Origin of the sequence: Ectopseudomonas khazarica, from assembly GCF_017915135.1 — a bacterium.
Taxonomy (GTDB): Bacteria; Pseudomonadota; Gammaproteobacteria; order Pseudomonadales; family Pseudomonadaceae; genus Aquipseudomonas; species Aquipseudomonas khazarica.
This window is the reverse complement of sequence record NZ_CP068551.1, coordinates 1142476-1158819: the sequence shown is the minus strand read 5'-3', so window position 1 is coordinate 1158819 and position 16344 is coordinate 1142476. Positions and strand designations below refer to the sequence as shown.

At 64.3% G+C, this 16344-nt stretch carries 16 protein-coding genes and 1 tRNA gene; 9 read left to right on the top strand and 8 right to left on the bottom strand.

What is annotated here, in order from left to right; genetic code table 11:
* Nucleotides 1–57 precede the first annotated feature (57 nt).
* Nucleotides 58–134 (bottom strand) — tRNA-Met (locus tag JLK41_RS05280).
* On the opposite strand from JLK41_RS05280, the gene JLK41_RS25520 reads away from it, so the two are divergent.
* Both JLK41_RS25520 and JLK41_RS05270 read left to right on the top strand, forming a co-directional pair.
* Nucleotides 102–536 (top strand): hypothetical protein, encoded by a 435-nt coding sequence (locus JLK41_RS25520; RefSeq protein ID WP_210391272.1) that lies wholly within the window; start codon nucleotides 102–104, stop codon nucleotides 534–536. The two genes, JLK41_RS05280 and JLK41_RS25520, sit on opposite strands and share 33 nt — an antisense overlap.
* Nucleotides 537–563: 27 nt before the next feature.
* Nucleotides 564–1010, top strand: a complete 447-nt coding sequence (locus JLK41_RS05270; RefSeq protein ID WP_037046856.1) for a hypothetical protein — start codon at nucleotides 564–566, stop codon at nucleotides 1008–1010.
* Nucleotides 1011–1065: 55 nt separating this feature from the next.
* Here the strand turns inward: JLK41_RS05270 and JLK41_RS05265 are convergent, their stop codons facing one another.
* Together JLK41_RS05265 and JLK41_RS05260 are read right to left on the bottom strand one after the other, a co-directional pair.
* A complete protein-coding gene (locus JLK41_RS05265) occupies nucleotides 1066–1980 on the bottom strand; it encodes a DMT family transporter (protein ID WP_037046854.1) in 915 nt (304 codons plus the stop codon).
* A gap of 220 nt (nucleotides 1981–2200) precedes the next feature.
* Nucleotides 2201–4117: a bifunctional metallophosphatase/5'-nucleotidase gene (locus JLK41_RS05260; RefSeq protein ID WP_210390506.1), complete on the bottom strand. Its 1917-nt coding sequence runs from the start codon at nucleotides 4115–4117 to the stop codon at nucleotides 2201–2203.
* Nucleotides 4118–4290: 173 nt separating this feature from the next.
* On the opposite strand from JLK41_RS05260, the gene JLK41_RS05255 reads away from it, so the two are divergent.
* Nucleotides 4291–4455 carry a hypothetical protein gene (locus tag JLK41_RS05255; protein ID WP_003459472.1) on the top strand — a complete coding sequence of 55 codons (165 nt, stop codon included), beginning with the start codon at nucleotides 4291–4293 and terminating at the stop codon, nucleotides 4453–4455.
* Nucleotides 4456–4629: 174 nt separating this feature from the next.
* On the opposite strand, the gene moaE is transcribed toward JLK41_RS05255, so the two are convergent.
* From moaE to JLK41_RS05230, 5 genes are all read right to left on the bottom strand, one after another.
* Complete coding sequence (gene moaE, locus JLK41_RS05250; protein WP_037046848.1) at nucleotides 4630–5082, bottom strand: molybdopterin synthase catalytic subunit MoaE; 453 nt, start codon at nucleotides 5080–5082, stop codon at nucleotides 4630–4632.
* A 74-nt stretch (nucleotides 5083–5156) separates the two neighbouring features.
* On the bottom strand, nucleotides 5157–5399 hold the full coding sequence (locus JLK41_RS05245) for a MoaD/ThiS family protein (RefSeq protein ID WP_037046846.1): 243 nt from the start codon (nucleotides 5397–5399) through the stop codon (nucleotides 5157–5159).
* Nucleotides 5396–5872 carry a cyclic pyranopterin monophosphate synthase MoaC gene (gene moaC / locus JLK41_RS05240; protein WP_134677770.1) on the bottom strand — a complete coding sequence of 159 codons (477 nt, stop codon included), beginning with the start codon at nucleotides 5870–5872 and terminating at the stop codon, nucleotides 5396–5398. The genes JLK41_RS05245 and moaC overlap by 4 nt, the downstream gene beginning before the upstream one ends.
* A 188-nt stretch (nucleotides 5873–6060) precedes the next feature.
* On the bottom strand, nucleotides 6061–7452 hold the full coding sequence (locus JLK41_RS05235; RefSeq protein ID WP_037046840.1) for a PhoH family protein: 1392 nt from the start codon (nucleotides 7450–7452) through the stop codon (nucleotides 6061–6063).
* A complete protein-coding gene (locus tag JLK41_RS05230; protein ID WP_134677771.1) occupies nucleotides 7445–7699 on the bottom strand; it encodes a hypothetical protein in 255 nt (84 codons plus the stop codon). Before JLK41_RS05230 ends, JLK41_RS05235 begins: the two co-directional genes overlap by 8 nt.
* A gap of 278 nt (nucleotides 7700–7977) precedes the next feature.
* Here JLK41_RS05230 and yaaA point away from each other — a divergent pair, with 278 nt between their 5' ends.
* The 6 genes from yaaA (at nucleotide 7978) to JLK41_RS05200 (ending at nucleotide 16337) form a co-directional block, all read left to right on the top strand.
* Nucleotides 7978–8757: a peroxide stress protein YaaA gene (yaaA, locus tag JLK41_RS05225; protein ID WP_210390505.1), complete on the top strand. Its 780-nt coding sequence runs from the start codon at nucleotides 7978–7980 to the stop codon at nucleotides 8755–8757.
* Nucleotides 8758–9459: 702 nt separating this feature from the next.
* Nucleotides 9460–10770: a GDP-mannose 6-dehydrogenase gene (gene algD, locus JLK41_RS05220; RefSeq protein WP_037047397.1), complete on the top strand. Its 1311-nt coding sequence runs from the start codon at nucleotides 9460–9462 to the stop codon at nucleotides 10768–10770.
* A 48-nt stretch (nucleotides 10771–10818) separates the two neighbouring features.
* Nucleotides 10819–12300, top strand: a complete 1482-nt coding sequence (gene alg8 / locus JLK41_RS05215) for a glycosyltransferase family 2 protein (RefSeq protein WP_210390504.1) — start codon at nucleotides 10819–10821, stop codon at nucleotides 12298–12300.
* A gap of 26 nt (nucleotides 12301–12326) precedes the next feature.
* Nucleotides 12327–13490, top strand: coding sequence for an alginate biosynthesis protein Alg44 (locus JLK41_RS05210; RefSeq protein ID WP_210390503.1), 1164 nt, complete (start codon nucleotides 12327–12329; stop codon nucleotides 13488–13490).
* A 10-nt stretch (nucleotides 13491–13500) separates the two neighbouring features.
* Nucleotides 13501–14877, top strand: a complete 1377-nt coding sequence (gene algK / locus JLK41_RS05205) for an alginate biosynthesis TPR repeat lipoprotein AlgK (protein WP_210390502.1) — start codon at nucleotides 13501–13503, stop codon at nucleotides 14875–14877.
* A 14-nt stretch (nucleotides 14878–14891) separates the two neighbouring features.
* Nucleotides 14892–16337: an alginate export family protein gene (locus tag JLK41_RS05200; RefSeq protein ID WP_134678144.1), complete on the top strand. Its 1446-nt coding sequence runs from the start codon at nucleotides 14892–14894 to the stop codon at nucleotides 16335–16337.
* Nucleotides 16338–16344 lie beyond the last annotated feature (7 nt).

Genomic DNA, 16344 nt, shown 5'->3' with positions numbered 1-16344 from the left:
TCGGGGACACCGGCCCAATAAAAAAGGGGTTAGCTTGCGCTAACCCCTTGATATATATGGTGGCTACACCGGGACTTGAACCTGGGACATCAGCATTATGAATGCTGCGCTCTAACCGACTGAGCTATGTAGCCAACGTGGCGCGCATTTTCCGCGTCTCGCTGGCAGCTGTCAACCCCAGATCATCGATAAATTTACGCTTTATCAAGTGGTTAGGCCTCGCAGGCAACGGTACGTTCGACGGCTCGCTGCAGGCTCTGTGTCACACCTCTCGAACCCTTGGCGCAATGGCCGGGATCAATGCTTGCCATCCCCTGTCGGCCTGTTCATCCTGCCTCATCCATTTCCCAACGAGCCCTGTCATGACGCCCATCCAGAATATCGGCCTGGCGCTATTCGTTCTGCTGTCCATCGGCATTGCCATCGGACACAGGACCGAGTGTGCCGATGGCCGCGTGGTGGAAACCTATCTGGCCAAGGGGCTGGCTTCGCAGGTGCTGGGGCATGATCTTTGCGAGCAATCGCAGCAGCCCTGAACCTATCCCTCATTAAGGAATGATGTGATGAAAAAGCTCGCCTTGCTTGTCAGCTGCAGCCTTCTGGGCGCCTGCGCCAATCTGGGTTCGCAGCCTCCGGTGCCGGTGACCTCGCCACTGGTGCAGGCGTTCCGCGATATCTGCCTGCAAACCGCCCCGAGCTTTGCCGAGGCGCATCGCGTGGCGCGTCAGCATGGCATCACCGAGATGACCGACATGGGCTTCGCCACGGTCGGCTTCAATGCAGACAAGAGCCTGGGTATCCAGGTGAAGGTCAGTCACGAGTGCGTGGTGACCGGGGAATCGCAACAGGACGACACGCTGACGAGCCAGATGCTCAGCGCAGCTGCGGTGAATGCCGGCACCACGGTACCTCGCAAGGCACCCGTGAAGATGGTGATCGCCGGGCAGCGCTTCATCCTGATGCATGATCGCCAAGATGGTGAGGCCTTCGTGATGCTCAAGCCGGACTGACACGCTGCCTGCCTCTGCGCGCACGGAATGCCCCCAGCATCTGGGCGCTGATTCCTCAGGCACGCCTGCCAGGGCGCGTGGCCAGAAGCAGGCCGCCGAAGATCATCGCCGCGCCCAGCCAGTGGTAGAGCTGCAGACTTTCGTTCAGCAGCACCCATCCCAGCAGCGCGGTGAACACCGGCATCAGGTAGTTGGTCAGCGCAGCCTTGGCAGCACCGATCACGCGGATGCCGTGGTTCCAGGCCAGGTAAGCCAGCAACGAGGCGAATACGGCGGTGTAGGCGACCGCAGAGAGATTGGCGGTATTCAGCGCCAGCTGTGCACCCTGGCTCAGTTCATACAGGTAGAACGGCAGGATCAGCGGCACGCCAAGCATGATGAACACCCCCAGCAGCGCCAGTGGCGGAATCGGCTGCAGGTAGCTGGCCCAGCGCCGCAGCAGCAGCGAGTACAGCGCCCAGTCGACCACTGCCAGCAGCATGATCAGGTCGCCCTGATTGAACGACAGGCTGGCCAGGCGGCTCCATTGGCCCTGGCTGATCAGCACCGCCAGGCCGATCACCGCCACCAGCATGCCCCACCAGGCACGTCGCGCCGGCCATTCGTTGAGCAGCAGCCCGGCGCCGATGAACGTCACCAGCGGCAGGCAGGTGTTGACCAGCGAAATATTGATCGCCGCCGTGGTCTGCGCCGCGCTGTAGAGCAGCGAGTTATAGCCGGCGATCCCCAGCCCCCCGAGCACCAGCAGGCGCCACCCGGCATGGCCCACAGCAGCGCGATGGCGCCACAGCGGCATGGCGACGAAGGGCAGCAGCAGCGCCAACGCCAGGCACCAGCGCCAGAACGCCAGGGTGAACGGCGCGATTTCCCCGGCGAAGGCACGTGCGACCAGGGCATTGCCGGACCAGCAGAGGTTGGCCAGCAGCAGGCCGAACAGCGCCAGCGGGCGCGAGTGATTGAGTGCAGTCATGAGGCAAGCGCCAGGGTGATGACGAGGAATGCGTCGCCTGGTCGTGTGCGGTCAGCGAGCGAACGGTGCTGAGCGATCATTGCATAGCTTCCGAATCAGGCGGCTTTGCACCATACGGAGGCAGGCAATGCTTGGCAAGGTTGCAGGGTGACCGAGCCAGGTACGCACCCGGGGCATGCGCGTCGAAATCGACAGCCCATGGGCGGGTGCGTGCTCCCCCTCAATACCAGCGACGCAGCAGGCGCATCAGCAACCCGAGAATCAGCAGCACGCCCAGCAGGACAACGGCGCTGGCGCCCCACTGCATCGGGCCGGCAAGACGGAACATCTCGCGCGGATCCAGGCTGGGTGCGCGAACCATGCGCGCCTCGGCCGCCGCGCCAGTGGTGGGAATGTCGGCCAGGCCGTCGCCATCGAGATCCGGCAGGCTACGAATATGGTCGAGCAGTGCCTGCCACTCCTTGAGTTCCTGCACGCCGGGTGTGTTCGGCTCCTGGTCGACGATGGCGTCCTCGATGCGCGGCAACGGACGGCCTGCGGCATCCTTGGGGATCACGTCGAGCAGGCCCTTGGTCAGGTCCGGTACCAGCCAGGTGAAGCTGCCGACGTAGCTGGTGGCCCCGATGCTGTAGAGGCGCGTGTCGTCGAGATCGAGGTCGCGATACCCCTTGACCGGGTCACCGATCTCGATACGGCTGACCCGATCGAACGGCACACGCCAGGGGTTGTAGGTGAAGCGAACGCCGGAAACCCGTGGGTAGTAGCTGTCACTGTCGCGCAACTGGTAAGCGAGCAGCAGCACTTCCAGCAGGGATTTGATCTCGCGAGCGCTGACGTAGGCCTTGATCATCGGGTAGCCCGGTTCGTCATCGAACTGGCCGATGCCCAGCGGGGCGATGCGGAACAGGTCAGAGACGTCCTGCACGCCATGCCGGCCCTTGATCAGGTCATCGCGGATGGTGCCGTTGCCGGTGAAGGCCAGGTCGGCATCGACCGCATGGCGCAGTGCGTCGGTCACCAGGTTGGCCAGGGTGTGATCGCTGAAGTCACGTCCCAGGCGCTGATCGACCTTGGCCAGCGGCTGGTCGAAGCGGTAGCCCCTGGGGTTGAGCATGCGCTCGCTGACCACCTGCTTGAAGTCCTCGACCTGGGCGGTGATCACTGCGTCACCGGCGATGCGGTCATCGATCGGATGCAGGCGGTAGTCGCGTACCTGCGTCACACCGTCGTCGCCAAGCGTCATGCGCAGTTCACCGAGGTACTGGATCTCCGAGCCGGCCTGCACCACCGGAGTATGCCCGTTGACCAGCACCGGCTGCGGCAGCGCCACGTGCGAGTGGCCGCCGACGACGATATCGATGCCCGGCACCTGCTCGACCAGCTCCACGTCCTCGCCGCGCCAGCTGCCGTCGGCCTGTTGCGTGACACCCATGTGCGACAGCAGGATGACCACCTCGGCCCCCTCCTCGCGCAGTTTGGCCACGGTTTCCCTGGCGGTGGCGACCGGGTCGGCGAACGTCAGCGGCTGGATCATCGGGCTGACCGCCACGGCATTGTTGCCGAGCAAGCCGAACAGGCCGAAACGGATGCCGCCACGCTCGATCAGCTTGTACGGCAGGATGCGTCCGGCCTCGAAGTGCGCCTGCAGGCTGTCGTCGGCCTTGCTCGCCGGGTCGAAACGCATGTTGCTCGACAGCAGGGGCAGCAACGCGTCGCCCTCCACCTTGTGCGCGGCGCTGATCATCGCGGCCAGGCCTGCAGGGCGGAAGTCGAACTCGTGGTTGCCGATCACCGCCGCGTCGTAGCCCAGCTCGCTCATCAGGCGCAGCTCGCTGCCCATCTCGCGGGAGATGGTGTGAAACAGCGTGCCCATGGTGAAGTCGCCACCATCGAGCAACAGCACCGGGTCCTCACCGGCGGCGCTGCGGCGTTGCTGCAACAGCGTGGCCAGGCGGGCGACGCCGCCCACCGTCTCGTCATCGTTCAGCGTTGCCGGGCTGTATTCGTTGTTGGGACCGAAACCGAGCAGCCGCGACTGCCAGTCGTTGCTGTGCAGGATGGTGAAGCTGCGCTCGGCAGCGAACAGCGGCGTAGCGCTCAGCACGCCGGCGAGCAGGAGGGAGGAAAGCAGGCGCATGGACGATCCTTGACGATGACTGCGCACAGTATGGGGCAGCGCCCGACGCCAGGCAGCGACCAATCGGGACGCAGCTTGTCGCCAATGGTGTCAGGCATTCGTTGCCACAGATCAGCAACGCTCGCGGAGGGAAGGACTAATCTGTAATCAGGACTGCGAAGTGGAGAAGAACAATGGACCACTATCACCTGATGCTGATGCTGCTGATCGGCGGTTTTCTGCTGTTGGGCGTCGGTTTCAACTTTCGCGAGCACGAATGGGGCGTTCGCGTACTCGGCCTTGGCGTGCTGCTGATGCTGGTGCCGATCGCGCTACGGGTACACCTGGCGCTGGCGTGAACGCGCGCGTGCGGGAGCCGGCTTGCGGGCGATCCGCCCGAGGTATCGCCGGCACCCCGGTGCCTGCGTGAAATGGGTTTTCGCCACTACGAGAGACAGCGCGCTGGGAAAGTCAGCGCCGCTGAATGCTGGTTTTACAGGCGCAGAAGCAGGTCGTGCACCGCAGGCGACGCTCTATTGCTTCCAACGCTCGGCGGCGCTCTGGTCGCTGCAGCGACCCTCCACCCAGCGCGGCCCTTCACTGGTGTCTTCCTTCTTCCAGAACGGTGCACGGGTCTTCAGATAATCCATGACGAAGTTGCAGGCGTCGAACGCGGCCTGGCGATGGGCGCTGCTGGTGCCGACGAAGACGATGGGCTCGCCCGGTTCCAGGCGGCCAACGCGATGGATGATCTCGATACCCAAAAGCGGCCAGCGCTCGCGGGCCTCGTCGGCGATCCTGGCCAGGGCCTTTTCGGTCATGCCGGGGAAGTGCTCGAGGAGCATGCCCCCCACCTCACGGCCGTCATTGAAATCGCGCACGTAGCCCACGAACGTGACCACGGCGCCGATGCCGAGGTTGGCGGCATGCAGCGCGTTGAGTTCACTCCCCGGATCGAACGGCTGGCTGTGTACGCGGATGGTCATGAGTGAGGTATCCAGGTCGGGAGCGGCCTGCACGCAGGCCGCTGCTTTATAGGTGTACGCCACGAAGCGCTTGTTCAGCCGCCCGTCACGGTGGGGAAGAAGGCCACTTCATCGCCCTCGGCAAGCGGCTCGTCGAGGCTGCACAGCTCCTGATTGCGCGCACACATCAGGTTCTGTTCACCCAGCACGTCCCACTCGCCCCCACGCGCCAGCAGGTGCAGGCGCAGGTCGTCGAGCGTGGCGAAATCGCCGCTGAGCTGTTCGTCGTCGCGGCCCAGGGCCTCGCGATAGCGGGCGAAGTACTGCACGCGAATCATGCTTGTTCCTCCAGCTGGTAATGACCGCTCTTGCCGCCGAGTTTTTCCAGCAGGCGCACCTGCTCGATGACCATGCCACGATCCACGGCCTTGCACATGTCGTAGATGGTCAGCGCGGCGACGCTGGCGGCCGTCAGTGCCTCCATCTCGACACCGGTCTGCCCCGACAGTTTGCACCGCGCGGTGATGTGCACGGCATCGTCGCCCTCCGCGCTCAGCTCGACCTTGACGCCGGTGAGCATCAGCGGATGGCACAGGGGGATCAGGTCGCTGGTTTTCTTCGCCGCCTGGATACCGGCTATACGCGCCACGGCGAACACGTCACCCTTGGGGTGCTCGCCGGCGACGATCATCTGCAGGGTGGCGGGCAGCATGCGCACACGCGCCTCGGCGGTGGCTTCACGAAAGGTGGTCGCCTTGTCGGTGACATCGACCATGTGCGCACGGCCTTGGGAATCGAGGTGGGTCAGCACGGGAAAGCTCCTGGCGGGAATCGGTCGATTGTAAACCCGCAGGTCAGGATTTGGCAGGCATGTCGTAGCGGGGATGAACGCGCAGGTGATCCGCGAATATCGTGGCTGTAGCCGCACCTACGACTCCCGCCCGATAAAAACGCCCCTGTTCTTGCGAACAGGGGCGCGAATGGCTGCCCGCCCAAAGGTTACATGTGGCTTTCCGCGTACTCCGCGAGGATCGAGCGCGGCACGCCTTGCAGGGTGATGTGAACGCCGTGAGGGAAATCCTTGAAGCGTTCGGTGAGGTAGGTCAGCCCCGAGCTGGGCGCCGACAGGTATGGCGTATCGATCTGCGCCAGGTTGCCCAGGCACACCACCTTCGAGCCACTGCCCGCACGCGTGATGATGGTCTTCATCTGGTGCGGCGTGAGGTTCTGGCACTCGTCGATGAGGATCAGGCTCTGCTGGAAGCTGCGCCCGCGGATGTAGTTGAGCGATTTGAACTGCAGCGGCACCTTCTGCAGGATGTAGTCGACGCTGCCATGGGTGCTTTCGTCCTCCATGTGCAGGGCCTCGAGGTTATCGGTGATGGCGCCGAGCCAGGGCTCCATCTTCTCCGCCTCGGTACCGGGCAGGAAGCCGATCTCCTGGTCCAGCCCCTGCACGCTGCGGGTAGCGATGATGCGCCGGTAACGCTTGCTGACCATGGTCTGCTCGATGGCCGCCGCCAGCGCCAGGATGGTCTTGCCCGAACCGGCGGCACCGGACAGGTTGACCAGGTGAATGTCCGGGTCGAGCAGCGCGAACAGCGCCAGGGCCTGGTGAATGTCGCGCGGCTTGAGCCCCCAGGCTTCCTGATGCAGCAGCGGCTCCTGGTGCATGTCGAGGATCACCAGTTCGTCGCCCTTGATGGCCTTGATCCAGCCGACGAAACCCTGCTCATCGAGAATGAACTCGTTGACGTGCACGGCAGGCAGGTTGTCGGTGAGCTGCACGCGATGCCAGGTGCGGCCATGATCCTGGCGGGTGTCGACCTTGCTCACACGCTCCCAGAACGAGCCGGGCAGGTCGTGGTATCCCTTCGACAGCAGGGAGACGTCATCGACCAGCTGGTCGGTGTGATAGTCCTCGGCGTCAATGCCACAGGCACGCGCCTTCAGGCGCATGTTGATGTCCTTGGTCACCAGCACCACGGACAACCCGGGATTACGTGTCTTCAGCTCCACCAGCTGGTTGATGATCTTGTTGTCGTTGAGGTTCTCCGGCAGCCAGGTCACCGGCGCCGCGCTCTTGCTCATGAGAATGGAAAGACGCCCGCAGGGGCCGCTCTTGCCGCGCTGTATGGGTACACCGTATTCGACGTCTTCGGGCTCGGCTCCGGCGAGGATCTGGTCGATCAGACGGATCGCCTGGCGACATTCGGCGGCGACACCATGCTTGCCGGATTTCAGCTTGTCGAGCTCTTCCAGCACCGTCATCGGAATGGCGACGTGGTGTTCTTCGAAGTTCAGCAGGGCATTGGGATCGTGAATCAGGACGTTGGTGTCGAGGGCGTAGAGGGTTGGAGCGGTGGGCTTGGAGCGTCCGTGGTCATCCATACTCGGTCACCTTCTTGTCGTAGCCGGGCGACGCAAAACCAGGGTCGGTGCTGCGCCGGACAGAGACCGCCGATTTTTCAGATCGGGGCCGAAAGGTGGCAAGCAAGGTGAGGGCCAATGGCCGCCACCTGTCTGCAGGTTTCGGCGGTCTTGCTTTTTTATTACCCCAATTCGCATGACAGAAAAATGTTTTTTTCTCGAACCCGGGGTTTATTTGTCGGTGCGACAGATAGCGCTTGGCGCTCACGCAGGACACCGTTAAAGTCCTAAGTCCTAAGTCCTACCCGGCCTTCTGCGCCGAATCGCCGCACCCTCATGCAGCATCCCCCGCGCCAATGCGGTGCAGCGCTGGTCTTCACGCATGCGTCCCTCTGCTTCCCTCCGCCGGCAACCCATGCCGACAGGATCACCAGCACGCCGATGCCTGAGCAGGTGTCGACGCGGTCGCGGTCAATCGCCCCGATAGGTGGTCTTGCCGATCCCCGACCTCTAGAATCGTCGCCACGCTTTCTGGAGACCCTGCCCATGCTGATGGTGATTTCACCGGCCAAGACCCTCGACTACGAGACGCCACCCGCCACCCCGCGCTTCACCCAACCCGAGCACCTCGACCACGCCCAGGAACTGATCGCCCAGCTGCGCGAGTTCAGCCCGGCCCAGATCGCCGAGCTGATGGGCCTGTCGGACAAGCTCGCCGGTCTCAACGCCGCGCGCTTCGGCAGCTGGGAACGTCCGTTCAACCCCTCCAACGCCAAGCAGGCGCTGCTGGCGTTCAAGGGTGATGTCTACACCGGCCTGAATGCCGAAGACCTCTCCGAGGAGGACTTCGATTTCGCCCAGGCCCACCTGCGCATGCTGTCCGGCCTGTATGGCGTGCTGCGGCCACTGGACCTGATGCAGGCCTATCGCCTGGAAATGGGCACCAAGCTGGTCAATGGCCGAGGCAAGGACCTCTATGCCTTCTGGGGCGAACGCATCAGCGGCTGGCTGAACGAAGCGCTGCAGGCCCAGGGCGACGACGTGCTGCTCAACCTGGCGTCCAACGAATACTTCGGCGCGGTCAAGCGCAAGGCGTTGAACGCACGCATCATCGACACCGAGTTCAAGGACCTGAAGAACGGCCAGTACAAGATCATCAGTTTCTACGCCAAGAAAGCACGCGGCCTGATGGCCCGCTACGTGATCAAGGAACGCCTGAACGACCCCGAAGGCCTGAAGGACTTCAACTATCAGGGCTACCGCTACTCGGCCGAACAGTCCCAGGCCGACAAGCTGGTTTTCTTGCGCGACCAGCCCCAGGACTGAACCCGACCTGGCCGCCCGTGCACCGCCTATCGGCTGGTGCGCGGGCTCCGCATCCGCCCCGCGCACCTCGTCCTCACCTATCCCCCGCCATATCCCCGCCCCGATTCCTGCACGCGGCAAAGATTCCCCGGCACGGCGTTGCGCATGCAGAAACCTGCTTGGCATCACAGTTTCAGCTCGTCCCAACTTTCCAGCGAACTTATCACGCTGTTTAGTTATCGGATAGTTTCGAATTAATTAAATCGCGATGTGCCATCATGCATTTTGCAAACTTGCTACTATATTGCGATCAATTAGCCGTTCAGCTCCGGTTCAGCATCAGGACGAACGGTAGGAACTATCGGAAAGCGCCACGACTCATACAGCCCGTAACACATTTCAATACATAACTTTCTTTGTCACTGAACCTGCCTGATTGCGAATTAACTTTCGCCGGACAGATTCGCCCAAACGAAAGTTCCTGTATTCAACAGGGAGATTCACGAACCCGCCAAAGCACTGAAACAGAGGCCTCCCGCGAGGCGCAAGCGACAACATCAAAGGGCCACTTTCCTATAAAGGCCCGTACTTGGCACCACTTCCGGTGCCCCACTCTACTTATGCCTGAATGAACTTGCCGCTGTAATGAACAGCAAGTTCACGGACGCGTTTTGGCCATAAGGCCAGTATTTGAAACTGCATCATACGGACGAGGTGAATACCATGCGAATCAGTATCTTCGGTTTGGGTTATGTAGGGGCCGTGTGTGCCGGCTGTTTGTCAGCTCGCGGCCATGACGTGATTGGCGTGGATATTTCCGCGCACAAGATCGACCTGATCAACAACGGCAAGTCGCCCATCGTCGAACCGGGCCTGGAAGAACTGCTGCAACAGGGTCTGCGTCAGGGCCGCCTGCGCGGCACCACCGATGTCGCTGCAGCCGTACTGGAAAGCGATGTGTCGTTCATCTGCGTCGGTACGCCGAGCAAGAAGAACGGCGACCTGGAGCTGAACTATATCGAAGGCGTGTGCCGCGAGATCGGCATGGCCATGCGCGACAAGGGCGAGCGCCACACCGTGGTGGTACGCAGCACCGTACTGCCGGGCACCGCGAAGAACGTGGTGCTGCCGATCCTCGAGGACTGCTCGGGCAAGAAGGCCGGCGTCGACTTCGGCCTGGCGGTGAACCCCGAGTTCCTCCGCGAGAGCACCGCGATCAAGGACTACGACTTCCCGCCGATGACCGTCATCGGCGAGCTGGACCGCGCCTCCGGCGACCTGCTGGAAAGCATCTACAGCGAGCTGGACGCACCGGTCATCCGCAAGGACATCGAAGTCGCCGAGATGATCAAGTACACCTGCAACGTCTGGCACGCCGCCAAGGTCACCTTCGCCAACGAGATCGGCAACATCGCCAAGGCCGTCGGCGTCGATGGTCGCGAGGTGATGGACGTGGTCTGCCAGGACCACAAGCTCAACCTCTCTCGCTACTACATGAAGCCCGGCTTCGCCTTCGGCGGCTCCTGCCTGCCCAAGGATGTGCGCGCCCTGAACTACCGTGCCGGCAGCCTGGACGTGGAGGCGCCGCTGATCGGCTCGCTGATGCGCAGCAACGCCGCCCAGGTGCAGAAGGCCTTCGACATCATCTCCAGTCATGACTCGCGCAAGGTCGCCCTGCTCGGCCTGAGCTTCAAGGCCGGCACCGATGACCTGCGCGAAAGCCCGCAGGTGGAGCTGGCGGAAATGCTCATCGGCAAGGGCTTCGACCTGAGCATCTACGACCGCAACGTCGAGTACGCCCGCGTTCACGGCGCCAACAAGGACTACATCGAGTCGAAGATCCCGCACGTCTCCTCGCTGCTCAACAGCGACCTGGAAGACGTGGTGGCGAAGGCCGACATCATCGTCCTGGGCAACAGCGACGAGCGCTTCGCCAAACTGGCCGAGCAGGCGCCGAGCGGCAAGCGCGTGATCGACCTGGTGGGCTTCATGCCCCACGCCAGTAATGGCGTGGCCGAAGGGATCTGCTGGTAAGGGCCTGGCGTGCCCGCGTGCCATGCACGCGGGCACCGAGAGACACATATGGACAAGTTCAAGAACGGCCTCAACGAAGCCAGCGGCTGGCTGCTCTATCTCAGCCTGCTGATGCTCCTGGCCCTGGCGTTGCCACGCACGGTGTTCGACCCCGAATCGCGGGACTTCCTCCTGCTCATCGGCATCGTCGGCATCTGGCGCTACTCCATGGGCGCCATGCACTTCGTGCGCGGCTGCCTGTTCCTTTATCTGGTCTACCCCTGGTATCGCCGCAAGGTGCTCAAGCTGGGCAAGGCGGCGGACCCTTCGCATGTCTTCCTGATGGTCACCAGCTTTCGCATCGACGCGCTGACCACCGCCATGGTCTACCGCTCGGTGATTCGCGAAGCCATCGACTGCGGCTACCCGACCACCGTGGTGTGCTCGATCGTCGAGCTCTCCGACGAGCTGCTGATCAAGAACCTCTGGGCGCAGGCCGAGCCCCCCGAGCACGTCAAGCTGGACATCGTGCGCATCCCCGGCACCGGCAAGCGTGATGGCCTGGCTCACGGTTTCCGCGCCATCTCCCGGCAGATGCCGGACGAGCATGCGGTCGCGGCGGTGATCGACGGCGACACCGTGCTCGACCCGGGCGTGGTCAGGAAATGCGTACCCTGGTTCAAGCTGTTCCCCAACGTCGGCGGCCTGACCACCAACGAGTTCTGCGAGGTGCGCGGCAGCTACCTGATGAGCGAATGGCACAAGCTGCGCTTCGCCCAACGCCACCTCAACATGTGCTCGATGGCACTCTCCAAGCGCGTGCTGACCATGACCGGCCGCATGTCGGTGTTCCGCGCCAGCGTGGTGACCAACCCCGAGTTCATCACCGACGTCGAGAGCGATCACCTGGAACACTGGCGCCTGGGGCGTTTCCGCTTCCTCACCGGCGACGACAAATCCAGCTGGTTCAGCCTGATGCGCCTGGGCTACGACACCTTCTACGTGCCCGACGCCAGCATCAACACGGTCGAACACCCGCCGGAGAAGAGCTTCATCAAGGCCAGCCGCAAGCTGATGTTCCGCTGGTACGGCAACAACCTGCGGCAGAACTCGCGCGCCCTGCGCCTGGGTGTGAAGCGCCTCGGTGCCTTCACCAGCCTGGTGCTGTTCGATCAGCGGGTATCGATGTGGACCTGCATCCTCGGCCTGTGCGTGGCGCTCATCGCCAGCATCAAGTACAGCCTGATGTACCTGCTGATCTACCTGCTGTGGATCGGCAGCACGCGCCTGATCCTGACCCTGCTGCTGATGCTCTCCGGGCATCGCATCGGCCCGGCCTACCCGGTCCTTCTCTATTACAACCAGATCGTCGGTGCGCTGGTGAAGATCTACGTGTTCTTCCGCCTCGACCAGCAGTCCTGGACCCGTCAACCGACCAAGTTGAACCGTGGCCTGTCCAGCTTCGCCAGCTGGTTCAACAGCTGGTCGTCACGCGCCATGACCTTCTCTGCCGCCTCCGTCTTCATCGCCGCGCTGCTGGCGCTGGTGTGACCGTACTCGAATAGGAATTAGCCACCATGAACTCTGTCGCCAATCTCAACGTCGTCCATGAGTCCGAAGCCCAGCGCCAGCACGCCCGCGTCAAGCTGCCCGGGCGCCTGCGCTACAGCAATGCCCAGCGCGAGCGCATCGACGCGCGCCTGCAGGATGTCTCCGCGGGTGGTTTCAGCTTCACCAGCGAGAACGCCACGCACAAGGTCGGCGACTTCCATCGCGGCCAGCTGCAGTTCCAGCTCGACAGCCTGGTCCTGGGCCTGGACATCGAGTTCCAGGTCACCTCGGTGCAGCCCGAGCACAACCGCGTCGGCTGCCAGTTCCACGGCCTCGGCGCCCGCGAGACGGCCGCCCTGCGCCACCTGATCAGCGCCCACCTGGCCGGCGAGCTGGTCAATGTCGGCGAAGTGCTGCACATCCTCCAGCGCGACAACTTCACCAAGGCGCGCAAGAACGGTTCCGGCAGCGGCATGGGCATGTTCGGCCGCCTGCGTGCGGTCACCTTCAGTGGCGCCATCTTCCTCATCGGCCTGGCCGCCTTCGGCTACATCGGCAAGTCGATCTACGGCCTGTACTTCGTCACCCATGCCCAGTCGGCGCAGATCAGCCTGCCGGCGCTGCAGGTGACCATGCCGCGCGAGGGCAGCGTGCAGAGCCTGGCTCAGCCTGACGGGATGATCGAGAAAGGCGCGCCGATCGCCACCTTCACCACCAGCATGCTGGAGATGCTCAAGGGCCACCTGGGCGACGACCAGCTCGAGCCGAGCCAGATCGAGGCGCTGTTCGCCCGCGAGATGCAGGGCACCCTGACCAGCCCGTGCAACTGCAAGATCGCCCGTCAGCTGGTCGCGGACGGCCAGTTCGCCAGCAAGGGCGACGTGATCTTCGAGCTGGTGCCGCAGGATGGCGTGGCCACCGTCAGCGCCAGCTTCCCCTACCGCCACCTGGAGCAGGCCCGCCCAGGCACGCCGGTGACCTTCAAGGTCGCGGGTGAAGCGCAGTCGCGGCGCGGCGAGATCGTCAGCAGCAGCCTGCACGACGGCGGCCTGAGCTCGGACATCCGCGTGGTGATCAAGCCGCAGGACACCCTGCCCGCCAGCCTCGCCGGACAGCCGGTGGATGTGGTCATCGACCGTGGCCCGTCGCTGAGCTGGCTGGTCGATCGCGCCGTCGCCGCAGGTCGCTGAGGAGATCGCCGTGAGCATGCTCCTTCTTCGCCCCGCCCTGCTCGGTTTGGCCGTCGGCGCCACGCTGGCCGGTTGCGCCGGCCTGCCGGACGAGCGCCTGGCCCGTGAAGCCCTGCACAGCGGCGACCAGCAGACTGCCGAATGGCATTTCCGTCAACTCGCCGAGATGGGCTACAGCGACGCGCAGATCGGCCTGGCCGATATCTACGCGGCCGGCGGCCAGGACCAGGATCTGGATGAGGCCGAGCGCATCTATCGCCAGGCCCTGGACGGTTCGCCTCGGGCCAAGGCACGCCTCGGCAAGCTGCTGGCACGCAAGCCCGGCAGCAGCCTGGCCGAGCGCCAGGAAGCCGCCGAGCTGCTGGAAAGCGCCAGCCGCGCCGGCGAGCCGAGCGCGCTGCTGCCGCTGACCGAACTCTACCTGTTCTACCCACAGGACTTTCCCGCCATGAACATCGCGCAACGTATCCAAGACTGGCGCCAGGAAGGCCGGCCGCAGGCCGAGCTGGCGCAGATTCTCCTGTACCGCACCGATGGCACCTACGACCAGCACCTGGGCGAGATCGAACGCATCTGCCAGGCCCGCCTGGCCAGCAACGACGCCTGCTATGCGGAACTGGCGACCGTGTACCAGAAGCAGAATCGCGAAGACGACCGCGAAGCGCTGCTCGAGCAGCTGCTGGCCGGCTACCGCACGGGCACTGTCTCGCCCAACCAGGTCGAGTCCGTGGCCCAGGTGCTCAGCGATGCCGAGCTCGGCCAGCCGCAGCCGCAACGTGCCCAGGACCTGCTCGAAACCATCGCCCCGGACTACCCGGCGGCCTGGGTCAGCCTGGCGCGTCTGCTCTACGACTACCCGGCGCAGGGCGATACCGAGACCCTGCTCGGCTACCTGGACAAGGGCCGCGAAGCCGCCCTGCCGCGCGCCGAGCTGTTGCTGGGGCGCCTGTACTACGAAGGCAAGCTGCTGCCGAAAGAACCGCACAAGGCCGAGCAGCACCTGCGCAAGGCCGCGCCCAGCGAGCCCAGCGCCAACTACTACCTGGGACAGCTCTACCTGCGTGGCTACCTCGGCGAGGTCTACGCCCAGCAGGCCCTGGACCACCTGCTCAGCGCCGCCCGCGCCGGCCAGCTCAGCGCCGATTTCGCCCTGGCGCAGATGTTCAGCCAGGGCCGTGGCGTCAAGCCCAACCCGGTCAACGCCTACGTCTTCAGCCAGCTGGCCCTGCCGCGCAACACGCCGCCGACCTTCGAGCTGGCGCACGCGGTGGCCGAGAGCCTGACCCCAGCGCAACTGGCCGAGGGCCAGCGCCTGCTGCGCGAGGAGCGCGATGCTCGTGGCATCGTCCTGCAGCAGCAGGCCGCCCTGCAGGTCAGCCAGCCATGAACAAGGATGCCCGCATGCAGCTAAACCGTATCGTCAGTCAACTGGGACTGGGCGCCAGCCTGCTGGCAGCCAGCACCGCCCCCGTCTGGGCAGCGGATGCAACGAAGAATTTCGGCCTGGACGTGAAGATCACCGCGCAATCGGAAGACGACCGCGACCTGGGCACCCGCAGCGGCGGTGACGTCAACGGCCTCGGCCTCGACGTTCGGCCCTGGGTCTACGGCGAACGTGGCAACTGGAGCGCCTTCGCCATGGGCCAGGCGGTGACCGCCACCGATACCATCGAGACCGACCCGTTGCAGGACGATGGCGAAACCAGCGAGCAAGGCAACGACGCACGTCAGCCGGACAAGAGCTACCTGGCGCTGCGCGAATTCTGGGTCGACTACGCCGGCCTCACCGCGTACCCCGGCGAGCACCTGCGCGTCGGGCGCCAGCGCCTGCGCAGTGACGAAGGCAGCTGGTGGGACACCAATATCGAGGCCGTCAACTGGCGCTTCGACACCACCCTGCTGCAAGCCACCGTCGGTGTCGCCGAGCGCTTCTCCGACTACCGCACCGACCTCGACGACCTGGCGCCCGAAGACGAGGATCGCCAGCACGTCTTCGCCGGCCTCGACTACCAGTGGACGCCCGGCCATCGCATCGGCGCCAAGCTGCACCACAGCCGCGACGACGGCCACCTGGCCAACCCCGGCGAGCGCATCGACGAGCTGAGCAAGCGCTACACCGGCGACCTCACCTGGTTCGGCGTGCACGCCGACGGCGGCTTCTTCGAGCGCAACTCGCGCAACCGCCTCAACTACTGGGCGCAGTTGACCTGGCTGCAGGGCGACACCGACCAGCTGCAACAGCAGGTGGTCGGCGACGAGCGCCTGGCCACCGGCTCGCGCAGCCAGGACGTCGACGCCTGGGCAATCGACCTGGGCCTGCGCTACAGCCTCGATGACAACTGGAAGGTCGGCGCTGCCTACGCCCGTGGCAGCGGCGGTGGCGATGACGATACCTCGCACCAGTTCATGCAGACCGGCCTGCAGAGCAACCGTGCCAACTTCACCGGCGTCGAATCGCGCCTGCACCGCTACGGCGAGGCCTTCCGCGGCGAGCTCTCCAACCTGCAGGTGGCCAGTGCATTCAGCTCCTTGCAGCTGGGCGAGGACTACGACGCCAGCGTCGTCTACCACCGTTTCTGGCGCGTCGATGACGATCAGGACGTCGGTGACAGCGGCATCACCGCGCCGCTGCAAGCCGGCGAGAAAGACATCGGCCAGGAAGTCGACCTGGTGCTCACCCGCTATTTCAAGCAGGGCCTGCTGCCGGCCGCCGTGGCCGAACAGCTGGACGAGCGCTCGGCACTGGTACGCCTGCGCGCCGGCGTGTTCCTGCCCGGCGATGCCTATGGCAGCGGCACCGACTCGGTGATGCACCGCGCCTTCGTCGACTTCATCTGGCGCTTCTGAGGGATCG